Source organism: Enterobacter cloacae complex sp. IR5422, assembly GCF_049238165.1.
In the GTDB taxonomy this organism is placed as follows: Bacteria; Pseudomonadota; Gammaproteobacteria; order Enterobacterales; family Enterobacteriaceae; genus Enterobacter; species Enterobacter roggenkampii.
In genome coordinates this window covers 16,726-31,698 of the sequence record NZ_JBMKHT010000044.1, presented here as the reverse complement: position 1 = coordinate 31,698, position 14,973 = coordinate 16,726, and the positions used below count along the sequence as shown (strand labels likewise).

Here is a 14,973-nt window from a genome sequence, read left to right as displayed (position 1 = left end):
TTCACCTCTAACATCAACGGTCTGACCGTTGCTGCACGTAACGCCAACGACGGTATCTCTCTGGCGCAGACGGCAGAAGGCGCACTGAGCGAAATCAACAACAACCTGCAGCGTATCCGTGATCTGACCGTTCAGGCACAGAACAGCTCTAACTCTGCTTCCGACATCGACTCCATCCAGGCTGAAGTTAACCAGCGTATGGAAGAAGTGAACCGCGTAACGACTCAGACAGACTTCAACGGCATCAAAGTGCTGAACACCGGTTCAGGCACCAGCAGCTACAGCTTCCAGGTGGGTTCTAAAGACAGCGAAACCATCTCTATCGGCCTGAGCAGCTCTGATAGCTACAACCTGTTCAGCGTCAGCACTGCGACCGGTGCTACAGGCGGCATGGTGAACGGTAACGCACGTACCACCTCCGCAGAAGGTTTCGACGTTCTGAGCGGTACCGTGACTTCCGGTGGTACTACCGATGGTAACCCGCTGGCAGACATCGATGCGGCAATCAAATCCGTAGACAACCAGCGTAGCCTGCTGGGTGCGTCTCAGAACCGTTTTGAGTCTACAATTACCAACCTGAACAACACCGTGAACAACCTGTCTGCTGCCCGCAGCCGTATTCAGGATTCAGATTACGCGACCGAAGTGTCCAACATGTCTCGTGCGCAGATCCTGCAGCAGGCTGGCTCTTCCGTACTGGCTCAGGCCAATCAGGTTCCGCAGACCATGCTGTCCCTGCTGCGTTAATCGCCGTTATGACAGACAAAAAGCGCCGCATGTCGGCGCTTTTTTCTTTTAAAATCAAGGTGAAATAAGAAAATAAAAAAATATCAAAAGATCTAAAGTTTGCAAATGCCCTGTCGATAACCTTTATGAAGGCGATGAAGCCCCTGGCAGCTAGCCGGAACTCATAATCAATTAAAGGATACTTACCATGGCAGTGATTAATACTAACACTCTGTCGCTGATGACTCAGAACAACCTGAGCAAATCTCAGTCTTCTCTGGGCACCGCGATCGAGCGTCTGTCCTCCGGTCTGCGCATCAACAGCGCAAAAGACGACGCTGCTGGTCAGGCGATCGCTAACCGCTTCACCTCTAACATCAACGGTCTGACCGTTGCTGCACGTAACGCCAACGACGGTATCTCTCTGGCGCAGACGGCAGAAGGCGCACTGAGCGAAATCAACAACAACCTGCAGCGTATCCGTGATCTGACCGTTCAGGCACAGAACAGCTCTAACTCTGCTTCCGACATCGACTCCATCCAGGCTGAAGTTAACCAGCGTATGGAAGAAGTGAACCGCGTAACGACTCAGACAGACTTCAACGGCATCAAAGTGCTGAACACCGGTTCAGGCACCAGCAGCTACAGCTTCCAGGTGGGTTCTAAAGACAGCGAAACCATCTCTATCGGCCTGAGCAGCTCTGATAGCTACAACCTGTTCAGCGTCAGCACTGCGACCGGTGCTACAGGCGGCATGGTGAACGGTAACGCACGTACCACCTCCGCAGAAGGTTTCGACGTTCTGAGCGGTACCGTGACTTCCGGTGGTACTACCGATGGTAACCCGCTGGCAGACATCGATGCGGCAATCAAATCTGTAGACAACCAGCGCAGCCTGCTGGGTGCCTCTCAGAACCGTTTCGAGTCCACCATCACCAACCTGAACAACACCGTGAACAACCTGTCCGCTGCCCGCAGCCGTATTCAGGATTCCGACTACGCGACTGAAGTGTCCAACATGTCCCGCGCACAGATCCTGCAGCAGGCTGGCTCTTCTGTACTGGCGCAGGCCAACCAGGTTCCACAGACCATGCTGTCCCTGTTGCGTTAATTCTGATAACGCCAAAAAGGCATCTTCGGATGCCTTTTTTATTTCCCAATCGCCAGATTTAAGCCCAATTATCCAAGCTATTTTTTCTCTTAAACCTTCTTCTTTCCCTCACAATATTGCATTACTCAAAATAGAACTGTAGGCGTCCTTGTGGCGGCGTTGAGGATAAAAAATGCCTGAAATTCTGATAAGTGTAGACAAACTTGACGCATGGTCTGCTTCGTGCACGGAAGTGCTCGACATAGCTGATGCCCTGTTAAGACGGGAATGGCATGTGATTCTATGTACCTCCTTTATTGGGAAGCGTCTTCAGCCAGAAATGGCCAGACTGCAGGCAACTGGAGCCCTGACGATTGTTACAGAGAATGCGGGAGAACTGGCCGCACGCTATGACGTTATATGGGTCGTTAAAGGCTTTTTTTGCGAGAAACTGCTTACTGCTCTGTATGAGCAGAAAACGGCGGGCTCTTTTATCTTCCGTCATTATAGTGATTACAATGATCTTTATATTCCATGGGGCGCCGAGCTGGAGAATGCTCTGGCAACACGAGTGCTTGGCCTGTCGGCGTTTACGCAGACTATCCTGCTACAGACGGGGATCGAGGAAGACAAGCTACACCTGATGCCGTGGCTCGTGCCGGACGCTTACTGCGAAGATTACGCTGATCGTGAGGCGCAAGAGTTGCGACGAATTCTCTATATCGCGGATAAAATGTCCGCTGAAATGTATGAAGTTCAGCAGCGCGCAGCCCAGTCGCAGCTATACATTGAATGGCTCGATTTAAGTGCTCAATCCGGGCGTATTGAACCAGAGTGGCTCGCGGGTTATGACGTTATTATCACGGATGAACAGTATGTTCCAAAAGCACTTGTTCTCGGTGTACCGGTCTTTTTAGCGCACGGGAACTACGTTGAAGGGTATTTGAGCGATACAAATCTTGCGTACTATGAAGCTAACTATTTCTCCGGGGTAAATTTGCGTTTTTGCCCGGGGGCAGACGAGTGGATTCAACTGCTGACCGACGGCTATGAAGATGCCATAAAATGGGTGCATAAAAATCATCAGACGTTCGTATCACGCTGGAGCCTTGAGCAGAATATTCTCACTGTGCTAGATTTTCCTGTGTCGCAAAGGCCTTATACGCTTTCTGAAAAAGATCGCTATGCGCTGGCATTTCACAGCAAAGCGCTGTTGCTCCAGCAGAGCGAAAACTACTCCATTACTCGCTGGATAAAGGATCGAAATATCACGAGCGCGCGTCGCGAGGCTTTACGTGCCTGTGCTGATGCCTTTCCGGACAGAGCCAGACTTGGTGTTGTTATCCTCGCGCAGAATAAAACGACTGAAGAGTACCAGCTTACCCATGCATCGGCGCTCGCTCAATCGCTAGTGCCTATCTCTATAGAGGTGGCGTATTCTATTTCCGATATTAATGCGTTACTGGAAAACAGCCCTGCTCAGGCGTTGCTAATGCTCCCTGCGGGCTACACCCTTTTAGATGACGCGCTGCTGCGATTCGCTGAGCACCGAATTCATTACCCGGAGGCAAGTGTCGCCTATTGTGATGAAATGACGGTTGCCGAAAACGATGAACCGATTGTTACCTTGCGCCCCGGAGTTAATATCGATCTCCTGCGCAGTAAGCCTTATATTGGACAGGCGCTGCTAATTGATTGCCATGCGGCAAAGGCCGCTGGTGGGCTGAACCCTCTCTTTGCTTATACGCCTTTTATCGATTTGCTCTGGCGTCTGGTCGAGTTGCAGGGTACCAGTGTCTTAACACATGTGCCTGAAGTGCTGCTCTGCAATTCTGAACCTGCGCAACGCTGGACTGAGCAGCCAGGCCTTATGGAGCAGCATCGGAACGGCGTACTGGCCCACCTTACGCGACTTGGTATTTCTGCCTCCTATGAGCCGGGAGCCGTTAAAGCTCTACCGCGCCTTCGCTATCACTGGGATGCCCAGCCGATGGTCTCTATTATTATCCCCACGCGCGATCGATTTGCTTTACTAAAGAACTGCATTGAAAGTCTGATGGAAAAGACCCGCTACGCTCGCTATGAACTGATGATTGTTGATAACCAGTCAGTAGAGGGCGATGCCTGTCAGTTCCTGAGCGATTTAGCGAGTCTTGGGCTGGAGCAGGTACGGATATTGCGTTATGACGAGCCATTCAATTTTGCTGAAATGGGCAACGCCGCCGCGCAGCAGGCGAGGGGAGATGTTCTCGTTTTCCTTGATAATGATTGTGAAATCATTGATGGCGCGTGGCTGGAAGCGTTACTGGAACACGCATTACGCCCAGAGGTGGGCGTGGTAGGGGCTCGCCTAGAGTTTAAGGATGGTCGGATCCAGCATGGTGGCTACCTGACTGGCGTTCAAAACGGTGTGGAGGTTGCTTTTGCCGGAGCGGGAGGGGCTGACTCAGGTTTTCACGACTATCTTTACGCCCCGCATAACGTAACGGCAGTGAGTGGTTCTTGTATGATGCTGCGAAAAGATGTGTTTTTCGCGCTTAATGGATTTACGCAAGAACGTTATCCCGTCTATTTTGCCGATGTTGATCTTGGAATAAGGCTGCAAAAGCAGGGCTATTTAAACGTCTGGACACCCTATTCGCGCGTTCAACATATGGGCGGAGCGACACGCCTTCTGGCCAATAAATACCAGGTTCCCGAACGACCGATGCTGGAACACTACGCACAGTTGCGTAACGAGTGGAAGGCCGAGCTGCTCATAGATCCTTCATATCATCCGCTCATGCAAAAATCCGGCGCGCTTTTCACCCTGAGTGAAAACAGTGCGCGTCTGCATGCCCCTCTTCCGGGACGTCCTGTACCAGTTGTGCTGGCGCATCATGTTGACTGGAATGGCTGCGGGCATCACCGGGTTATGCAGCCGTTTAAAGCATTGGAGCGTCATCATATGCTGGAGGGCGGTATGGTGAACAGCATTCCTTCAGTCATGGAAGCCGCGCAACTTCAGCCAGATGTGATTTTACTTGAGTCACTCACCGGGAGCCGTTTCCCGAACATTATTCAGCAACTGCGTGAGGTCTGTAATGCCAAAGTTATCATTGAGTACGATGATTTCTTACTTAACGTGCCGTTGAAAAATGGTAATCGTGAAAACTACCCGCAACACATGGTCAAGAGCTTCCGCAAAATACTCGAAAGCGCAGACAGAATTGTAGTCTCAACGGCGCCGCTTGCTGAAGCCTATAGCCGTTTCCATCATGATATCCGCATTGCGCAGAACCGCCTTGCTCCCGACCAGTGGGGGCATTTGCTGAGTCAGCGGGGGGTAGGTAAAAAATTACGCGTTGGTTGGGCGGGGGGGAGTACCCATGCAGGGGATCTCCAAATACTGCTACCTCTGATTAAGGCGCTGGAGAATGACGTTGAATGGGTGTTTATGGGAATGAAGCCGCGTAATGTCCATTGTGAGTTTCACCCTGGCGTTCCTTTCGAAATGTACCCTGAAAAGCTGGCCAATCTGAATCTCGATCTGGCACTGGTTCCTCTAGAAATCAATCAGTTCAATGAATGCAAGAGTAATTTACGGCTGCTGGAAATTGGTACCTGTGGAGTACCGATCGTTGCCACGGATATTGCTCCGTACCGTTGTGGACTACCGGTGACCCTAGTTGAAAACCGTTTTAAAGACTGGATGAAAGCCATTCAGTCCTACCTCAATGACGCGGATTACCGGAGCCGCCAGGGGGATGAATTACGAAATGCCGTACAGCGCAACTGGTATCTGCGCGAAAATGGACTCAATGACTGGCAACAAGGTTGGTTGGCACAATGACTATGCATATAGATCTTCATTCTCCCTACCTGATTGCCGCACCGGACTACCGTGAATCGTCGTTGGGCATTCAGGTGCTTCACCGCTTATGCCATATGATCAATGAGCGTGGTGGTCGCGCCTGGATGGTTGGCTGTACCGTCAACCCCGAATGGAATGCGCCAGCGCTCACGGAAGAAGCCTATGAACAGGTCATCTCCAGCGGCAGGTCATGGATTGCTGTTTACCCGGAGGTCACTACGGGAAATCCTTTTTCTGCGCCGGTAACCGTCCGCTACATGCTAAACAGGGAAGGGGTCATCATGCAAAATGCCATTGATGCCGGTGCCGACGATCTCTTTTTCTGGTATCGCCCTGAGTTTGCAGATAAAGAACCCGATCCGAATATTCTGGGGATTGAATGTTATGACCTCTCACTCTTTCAGGATGACCAGCCAATTAAAGATAAAGACTTTCTCTACCTGAACAGGATCCCTGAATCTGCGCTTGATTTATCTGGGTTACCAGAAAACATCACTATTTTGTCAATGCGCAACCCTTTGTCATTACGCGAACTGGCGATGCTTCTGAAACGCGGGCGGGTGCTTTACACCTATGAGTCGTCAGGCACCTGCCTGCTAGCCATGCTATGTGGCTGCCCGGTCGTTTCGCTGTCTGTTCCAGGCTATGAGCATTATGCGTTGAACGAGCAATCGTTACAGGATATTGGTGGTGCCGGTTTCGGTTACTCCGATTCTCCGGAAGCACTGGACGTCATTCGGGAAGGTCTACCGATTGTCCGCGACGTTGTTCTGGCCAAAAGGCGACTTCTGGAAACCCAGTTTGAGCACTTCCTGTTTCTAACCCAAGCAAAAGCGCAGCAGCACGATGAGGTAAAGGAGCGCAACTCATTCAGCCACTGGATTTCTCACCGTACTCTGCCGACTACGGTTACAGCAGAAACTCGTCTGCTACACGTTATTCTTTGCCTGAATGCGCAGGTGAGCGCTATCGAAGCATCCGTCGCCTCACTTACCCGTCAGGGTGTTGATTCACGCACGATTCTTCTTGTTGCGCCAGAACCTGGGTATCACGCTACGACTATGGATATTCGCGCGGTTACGGTAGATAGCTGGGTTAGTGCTGTCAGGCAACTGGCTGAAACTGAGGACTTCGACTGGCTGCATTGCATCGACGCGGGTGTTGAATATACTGCGGCAAGTATTGGGTTGATGCGTAATATGCTCACGAAGGCCGGGGAATGTCAGGCCATTTATACGGATGAGGCAGTGCGCGCTGATGATGGTGAAATCACTCCGGTACGGAAACCGGATTTCAATCTCGATCTATTCCTCGCTGCGCCTCACCGCTATTTACGACGCGTCTGGTTCCGGCGCGAGAGCTGGCTGGCCACGGGAAAATTTAACCCTGAATTCAGTCAGTCTTTCGAATTTGACGCGTTGATCGATTACTTGCTGCAATGGGGAACGGGCTGTATTGGGCATATTACGGATATTATTACCCTGGTGCCTGCCTCAGTATTTGATTTCCCGTCTACGCTCGAAGAAGCACAGATTCTCCAGCGTTATCTGCAGCATCGTGGATTTTCTCAGGCCCGCGCCGTACAGCAAAAAAATCTGACATGGCGTATTAGCTATCCACAGCCAGAACGTGAAAAAGTCAGCATTCTGCTTGATGCGGGTGACGATCCGACGCGACTGATCCGCTGCGTTGAGAGTCTCATAAGTAATACCGAGTGGCAGAACAAAGAGATTCTGCTGGCGGTTGTCGAAAATACCAGTGCAGAAATGATTGATCTCATCAAGCAGATGCAGGAGGTGATGCCACTAACGGCGATCGTCTGTGGCGCTGAGCAAAATTACGCAAGTCGTATGAACCTCCTGGCGCAAAATGTGGCTGGTGATTTTATTTTACTTCTGGATCTCCAAACGCTTTTTGTACTGAAAAACTGGCTGACGACATTGCTTAGTCATGTAATTCGCCCTGAAGTAGGAAGCGCAGGACCAAAATTTATCACCGCCGACCAACGGTTGCTGAGTGCGGGAATGATCGCTGGGGCCGATGGTTGGGTTGGGCATGTTGGTCAAGGGGAACCCTGGCAAACAGAAGGCGAGCTGTCACGCTACCAGTGCGAGCAAAACTATTCCATCCTGAGCAGCAACTGCCTGCTGGTCAAGCGCGAAGCATGGCAACGGGTCGGTGGGCTGTCGGTTGAATATGACGACCAGCACGTCAATGATATTATTCTGCCTCTAAAGTTGAAACGGGCTGGTTATCTTGCCGTCTGGTCGCCGTTCAGTGTTGTGGTATCGGACAATACACAGCTTCTTGAAACGGTGTGCGTCAGTGAGAATTCGCAGCGCCAGACATTACTCGCTGAGATGCTGGAGGTTTTCACTGACGATCCGGCCTATAACCGCTATCTCAGTCTACAACGTCCATTGTTCCGCCATGGACCTCTTACGACCAACGTGTCTGACAATCTCTCCTTGACGCTCGCGAAGGTTCTGTTGCTGAAAAATGGTGAGGACTGCGAATACTCGAAACGTATAGCCGACTTGCTGCAGAATCTGTCGACAGATAACGCGATCTGCCTGATACGTGATTCTTCCGACCTTACCGTGCCAGAAATATTGCGTCTCGTACCGAAAATTGTGGTTCTAACCCATGCCCCGGATAAGGCTCTTTCAGCACGTCTTGCGGCCGTGAGCCGGATTATCCCTTTGCGAATTTATGCGCTGGCGGATTCAGCCGGGTCAGACAATAACGATCGGGATCAGGTAAACGTGGTGACGCGGTGGCTTACATGGTCTGCAAAGCGTGCAGCCCAGTTAAGCAAACGAAAAAGGCCGGTGTCGTGTCTGCCGGTGTTGCTAGGGTGTGAATGGGTGGCACAGTCGAGGCCGACGTCGGCCGAACGCAGACGCGTTTTGTGTATACCGGAAGCATTATCCGTAAAAGAGCGAGAATTTATTAGCCGGGTTATCGCCGCCACGCACGCCAGGGTGGATTGGATCATTTTGGGGGCCTGGCCCGCGGCGTGGCTACCGATGGTCGCAGAAACGGTTCGCTGGCAAGAGGAACGGATGTCACCTGAACAGCTGCATCAGTTGCGAGCCGACATAGCAATTATTTTCAGGCTGAACTGCGACCACAACCGTTTTAAAGATGACTATCAGGCGGTTCAGCTCGCAGCCTGTGGGATAGCGATCTTGGCTAGCGATGTCCCTTCATTGCACAACAATCTCCCCTTCCGGCGCCTTAAAGCTGACCCTCAGGTCTGGCAGAACGAAATCGTTAATGCCGACAGATACGTGGTTAGTCAGCGGGAGATTAGCACCTTCATTTACGATCGGGAGTCCATCCCTGAGGTTATCCGCGGGCTGTTTATGTAACAAAGGGTGCTTTCCGGGGCGTTTTTTACCCGGAAAGCTGAGCCGTTTGGGTAATTGAGTCCTGAAAGGTGTCTTGTTTTACCGATAGCAACTGTGTGCTCATCGCTATGATAGGACACCACCCCTTAGTCCACAGGTTTTCATATGAGTGATAACGTCTATGTTACCAGCCCGCTTTTGCCTCCCCTCGAGGAGTTTATTCCTTATCTGGAAAAAATTTGGCAAAACCGGATCCTGACAAACGGCGGCGAGTTTCACCAACAGCTTGAACAGGCGCTAGCGCGTTATCTTGGCGTAAAGTACGTGAGTTTATTCTCGAATGGTACGCTTGCTCTGCTGACGGCTATGCAGACTTTGCGGATCCGTGGCGAGGTGATCACCACCCCGTATTCCTTTGTTGCAACTTCTCATAGTTTGCTCTGGAATGGACTAACTCCGGTTTTTGCGGATATTGATCCCGATACGTTCAATATTGACCCTGAGAAAATTGAATCACTTATCACGCCGCAAACGTCAGCAATATTACCGGTACATTGTTATGGTATTCCTTGTGATACCGTACGTATTCAACAGATTGCCGATACGTATGGACTCAAGGTTATTTACGATGCTGCCCATTGTTTTGGCGTAAAAGAGAATAATACCAGTGTCCTGAACTATGGCGATCTTTCGGTCGTGAGTTTCCATGCCACCAAAGTATTTAATACCTTCGAAGGTGGTGCGATTATTTGTCATGACAGTAAAACCAAACAGAGAATTGACTATCTGAAAAACTTTGGTTTTGCCGATGAGGTCACCATCATGGCCCCAGGTATCAATGGCAAAATGAATGAGATCCAGGCGGCAATGGGCTTGCTCCAGTTGCAGCATATTGACGCGGCTCTTGCAGAACGCAAAGCGATCTATCTGAAGTATGTACAGCTGCTTGATGAATGGCTGCCGGAACTTCGCTATATAACCCCAGCTAACTCGATTGAATGGAATTTCGCCTATTTCCCGGTCCTCTTTGATGCTAGCATTATAAGCGCGCGCGATGAAATTTATAGCACCTTACGACAGCAGAATATTTTTGCACGACGTTATTTCTATCCTCTGATCAGTGAGTTTCAGATGTATCGTCAGTTTGCTACAGCTGATGCCCGACATCTTCCTGTAGCGTGGTTGATTTCGCGAGGCATTCTCTGTCTGCCTATCTATCCCGGCCTGACATATGAAAAACAGATCCAGATTGTGGAAATTATTAGAAACACGTTTTCGCTTTATAAAAATCCACAATGCGTCGCACATAGTGAGTCATAAATAAGGATTAGCAGTTGTGAAAATCGCAGTAATGCAACCTTACTTTCTGCCCTATATTGGTTACTTTCAACTGATGTCAGCGGTTGACCGCTTTGTTCTGTTTGACAATGTGCAGTACGTCAGGCAAGGCTGGATCAATCGCAATCGTATTTTGCAACACAACCAACCTGGCGTTATTACTCTTCCATTAGCGAAGGATTCCCGCTTTCTCGCTATCAACGATCGTCACTTGTCAGATAATTTTATTCGTGAGAATTTGCTTAATCAATTTATTGATGCCTACCGTAATGCGCCTTACTTTCATTCGATATTTCCGGTTGTTGAAGAGATCATCAATTGTTCTCATGAGAATTTGTCAGCCTATATATGTCACTCTCTGATGATATTGCGTCAGATGCTATCTCTGGAGTGTGAAATTATGCTCTCGTCTGATGTTGCCATTGATCATAAATTGCGTGCTCAGGACAAAATATTGTCCATTTGCTCTACTCTGGGGGCGCATACTTATATCAACTTGCCTGGCGGTCGCGAACTTTATGATAGTGAAAGCTTCCAGCGGCAGGATATCAATTTACAGTTTATCCAACCAGAATACGTTTGTTATCGGCAGTTTGGCGCTGAGTTTGTCCCCTGGCTCTCAATTATTGATGTCCTGATGTTTAATAGTAAAAATGAGGTAATCAATTTTTGTCAGCATCGCTGGGCTATGAGTGGTTAAGGAGTATGCGATGATATTACGCGTTAACACCGCCACTGCCATACAAATTGCAGGGCATCTTCGCGTTGGCGAATCTGATTTTGTCGATCATCTCATGAAGCAGGTTAATATTGAAAACTATGCGTCTAAAATTAAAAAATATGGCTGCACCTTTGAAGCGTGGAGCGATAACCAGTTGATTGGTCTTGTCGCGGCATATCTGAATAAGGAAAATCGGACCGGATTTATTACTAACGTCTCTGTACTACCCGGTTGGCAATCATGTGGCATCGGGAATCAATTGTTGCGAAACAGTATTCGCTATCTTGAAGAGGCGGGTGTTGAACACATCACCCTTGAAGTGCTTAGCATCAGAGAAAAGGCTATTAGATTGTATTCAAAACATGGCTTTATCATTTTTTCTGCAGAACAGGATACGCTCATGATGATGCGAAAAAGTAGAATGTCAGGTCCGTCCCAACCCCTTTAATTTGGTCCAGGGAAAGAGTAAGGCAGAAATAACCCCCCATTTCACCCACTATTCTCCCGATTAAAACCCCTCCAGAATCGGATAATCATGCCGATAACTCAACTAACGCAGGGCTGTTTATCGTGAATTCACTCTATACCGCTGAAGGTGTAATGGATAAACACTCGCTGTGGCAGCGTTATGTCCCGCTGGTGCGTCACGAAGCATTGCGCCTCCAGGTGCGCTTGCCGGCGAGCGTGGAACTCGACGATCTGCTACAGGCGGGCGGTATCGGGTTATTGAATGCAGTTGACCGATACGACGCTCTGCAAGGAACGGCATTTACGACTTACGCAGTTCAGCGTATTCGTGGTGCGATGCTGGACGAGCTGCGCAGCCGTGACTGGGTACCGCGCAGTGTTCGCCGTAACGCACGCGAAGTGGCGCATGCGATGGGGCAGCTGGAACAGGAACTGGGACGCAACGCAACGGAAACTGAAGTGGCGGATCGTCTTGGCATTGCTGTTGAAGAGTATCGTCAGATGTTGCTCGATACCAATAATAGCCAACTCTTCTCTTATGACGAGTGGCGAGAAGAGCATGGCGATAGCATCGAGCTGGTGACGGATGAGCACCAGCAAGAAAACCCGTTACACCATTTAATGGAAGGGAATTTACGCCAGCGCGTCATGGAAGCTATTGAAGCTCTGCCTGAACGCGAACAGCTGGTATTGACCCTTTATTACCAGGAAGAGCTTAACCTCAAAGAGATTGGCGCTGTTCTGGAGGTGGGAGAGTCGCGGGTGAGCCAGCTGCACAGCCAGGCCATTAAACGCTTACGAACCAAGCTGGGTAAGTTATAGGTGATTGATTCACCTTAAAAATGCCGCACAACGTATTGACAACCAGGAGTTATCATGACGGTGCAGCAATCTAAAAGACGGCCTTTAAGCCGCTACCTGAAAGACTTTAAACACAGCCAGACGCATTGCGCCCACTGTAACAAGTTACTCGATCGTATCACGCTGGTTCGCCGCGGCGAAATCGTCAATAAGATCGCGATTTCGCGCCTCGACACGTTGATGGACGAAGCAGCATGGCTCGAAGAGCAAAAAGAGTGGGTGGCGCTTTGCCGTTTCTGTGGCGATCTCCATTGCAAAGAGCAAAGCGACTTCTTCGACATTATCGGCTTCAAGCAGTTCCTGTTTGAACAAACGGAGATGAGCCACGGCACCGTTCGCGAATACGTGGTTCGCCTGCGCCGCCTCGGGCAGCATCTGACCGTGAACAACATTTCCCGCGATCTGCTCAAAACCGGTTATCTCGACGAGAACCTGGAGCCGTGGCTGCCTGCGACCAGCACCAACAACTACCGGATTGCGCTGCGCAAGTACGCACAATATAAGGTACAAATGCCGGGTGCCATAAAGCAGAAAGCCCACGCCGGAACAACTTCTGATATATATTAAAAAAGAATAAGATGTAGCGCAGTCGCCTTTGACGTTGCAGGCGATTTCTCTACACTACGTAAAAATTCCACTATATCGGGGTATTTATGAAATTTGCACTTCTGGGTCGTCAGGCGCTGATGGGTGTTATGGCCGTTGCGCTGGTTGCGGGCATGAGCGTGAAAACGTTCGCCGCAGAAAACCTGCTGAATAAAGTAAAAGAGCGCGGTACGCTGCTGGTCGGGCTGGAAGGAACCTATCCTCCGTTCAGCTTCCAGGGCGATGACGGCAAGCTGACTGGTTTTGAAGTGGAGTTTGCTGAAGAGCTGGCGAAACACCTCGGCGTGAAAGCGTCCCTGAAACCGACCAAATGGGACGGTATGCTGGCGTCGCTGGATTCGAAACGCATTGACGTGGTCATCAACCAGGTCACCATCTCTGACGAGCGTAAGAAGAAGTATGACTTCTCCACCCCGTATACCGTGTCCGGTATTCAGGCGCTGGTGAAGAAAGGCAACGAAGGCACCATCAAAACGGCTGCGGACCTGAAAGGGAAGAAAGTCGGTGTCGGTCTGGGAACCAACTACGAAGAGTGGCTGCGCCAGAACGTTCAGGGCGTGGATATCCGCACCTATGATGATGACCCGACGAAATACCAGGATCTGCGCGTGGGCCGTACCGACGCCATTCTGGTTGATCGCCTGGCAGCACTGGATCTGGTCAAGAAAACCAACAACACCCTGGCGGTAGCGGGTGATGCGTTCTCTCGTCAGGAATCCGGCGTGGCCGTTCGTAAAGGTAACGAAGACCTGGTGAAAGCGATTGATTCCGCGATTGCTGACATGCAAAAAGACGGTAGCCTGAAGGCGCTTTCCGAGAAGTGGTTCGGGGCAGACGTCACGAAATAAGTTTCTGACGTAAAAAAAGGCGCTTTTAAAAGCGCCTTTTTTATTTCTTACGCGTCTGCGTGCATAATGAAAAATATCACATTTTGTCTGAGTTACCGGAGCATCCATGTCACTACAGAATTTAACGCGCTTTCCCCGCCTGGAGTTCATCGGCGCGCCGACGCCGCTGGAGTATCTCCCGCGATTTTCTGATTATTTAGGGCGCGATATTTTTATTAAGCGTGATGACGTGACGCCCATGGCGATGGGGGGCAACAAGCTGCGCAAGCTGGAGTTTCTGGCGGCGGACGCCCTGCGCGAAGGTGCGGATACGCTCATCACTGCCGGGGCCATCCAGTCCAACCACGTTCGCCAGACGGCGGCCGTGGCGGCAAAACTTGGGCTTCACTGCGTGGCATTGCTGGAAAACCCGATTGGCACGCGGGCTGAAAACTATCTCACCAACGGTAACCGCCTGCTGTTAGACCTGTTTAACGTGCAGGTTGAGATGGTTGACGCGCTGACCGACCCGACCGCCCAGCTCGATGAGCTGGCGACGCGTCTGGAAGCGCAGGGTTTTCGCCCCTACGTTATCCCCGTCGGCGGGTCGAATGCACTGGGCGCGCTGGGGTACGTGGAAAGTGCGCTGGAAATCGCGCAGCAGTGCGAGGGGGCGGTGAGTCTCTCCTCCGTCGTGGTCGCGTCCGGCAGTGCGGGCACCCATGCCGGGCTGGCGGTGGGGCTGGAGCAACTGCTTCCGGAGGTCGAACTGATTGGCGTGACGGTGTCCCGCAGCGTGGCGGATCAGAAGCCGAAAGTGGTTACGCTACAGCAGGCGGTTGCAGAGCAGCTGGAGCTGAAGGCCAAGGCCGATATTCTGCTCTGGGATGACTATTTTGCGCCGGGTTACGGCACGCCGAACGATGAGGGAATGGAAGCGGTGAAACTGCTGGCGCGCCTCGAGGGCATACTGCTCGATCCGGTCTATACCGGCAAAGCGATGGCCGGACTGATCGACGGCATTGCGCAAAAACGCTTTAAGGATGAAGGGCCGATTTTATTTGTCCATACCGGCGGAGCGCCTGCGCTGTTTGCCTATCATCCTCATGTCTAAAAATCAGGTCGAAAAA

At 50.8% G+C, this 14,973-nt stretch carries 11 protein-coding genes; all 11 read left to right on the top strand.

What is annotated here, in order from left to right; translation table 11 throughout:
• A partial coding sequence (locus ACOTXT_RS18105) for a flagellin (protein WP_421625376.1) occupies positions 1–747 on the top strand: 747 nt, incomplete at its 5' end.
• Positions 748–934: 187 nt separating this feature from the next.
• Complete coding sequence (locus tag ACOTXT_RS18100) at positions 935–1,837, top strand: flagellin (protein WP_058655584.1); 903 nt, start codon at positions 935–937, stop codon at positions 1,835–1,837.
• Between the two features lie 172 nt (positions 1,838–2,009).
• Positions 2,010–5,648 (top strand): glycosyltransferase, encoded by a 3,639-nt coding sequence (locus ACOTXT_RS18095; protein WP_200925670.1) that lies wholly within the window; start codon positions 2,010–2,012, stop codon positions 5,646–5,648.
• On the top strand, positions 5,645–9,043 hold the full coding sequence (locus ACOTXT_RS18090; protein WP_050488732.1) for a hypothetical protein: 3,399 nt from the start codon (positions 5,645–5,647) through the stop codon (positions 9,041–9,043). The genes ACOTXT_RS18095 and ACOTXT_RS18090 overlap by 4 nt, the downstream gene beginning before the upstream one ends.
• Before the next feature lie 144 nt (positions 9,044–9,187).
• Positions 9,188–10,342 (top strand): DegT/DnrJ/EryC1/StrS family aminotransferase, encoded by a 1,155-nt coding sequence (locus tag ACOTXT_RS18085; RefSeq protein WP_023293883.1) that lies wholly within the window; start codon positions 9,188–9,190, stop codon positions 10,340–10,342.
• Positions 10,343–10,358: 16 nt separating this feature from the next.
• The gene (locus tag ACOTXT_RS18080; RefSeq protein ID WP_023293884.1) at positions 10,359–11,060 is read left to right on the top strand and encodes a WbqC family protein; all 702 of its coding nucleotides are present in this window, start codon (positions 10,359–10,361) and stop codon (positions 11,058–11,060) included.
• A gap of 10 nt (positions 11,061–11,070) precedes the next feature.
• Positions 11,071–11,529 (top strand): GNAT family N-acetyltransferase, encoded by a 459-nt coding sequence (locus tag ACOTXT_RS18075; protein ID WP_023293885.1) that lies wholly within the window; start codon positions 11,071–11,073, stop codon positions 11,527–11,529.
• Positions 11,530–11,651: 122 nt separating this feature from the next.
• Positions 11,652–12,371 (top strand): RNA polymerase sigma factor FliA, encoded by a 720-nt coding sequence (locus ACOTXT_RS18070; protein WP_008500338.1) that lies wholly within the window; start codon positions 11,652–11,654, stop codon positions 12,369–12,371.
• A gap of 54 nt (positions 12,372–12,425) precedes the next feature.
• On the top strand, positions 12,426–12,977 hold the full coding sequence (fliZ, locus tag ACOTXT_RS18065; protein ID WP_008500339.1) for a flagella biosynthesis regulatory protein FliZ: 552 nt from the start codon (positions 12,426–12,428) through the stop codon (positions 12,975–12,977).
• A gap of 86 nt (positions 12,978–13,063) precedes the next feature.
• Positions 13,064–13,864, top strand: a complete 801-nt coding sequence (gene tcyJ, locus ACOTXT_RS18060; RefSeq protein WP_021240470.1) for a cystine ABC transporter substrate-binding protein — start codon at positions 13,064–13,066, stop codon at positions 13,862–13,864.
• A gap of 106 nt (positions 13,865–13,970) precedes the next feature.
• The gene (dcyD, locus tag ACOTXT_RS18055) at positions 13,971–14,957 is read left to right on the top strand and encodes a D-cysteine desulfhydrase (RefSeq protein WP_055322348.1); all 987 of its coding nucleotides are present in this window, start codon (positions 13,971–13,973) and stop codon (positions 14,955–14,957) included.
• Positions 14,958–14,973: the final 16 nt, after the last annotated feature.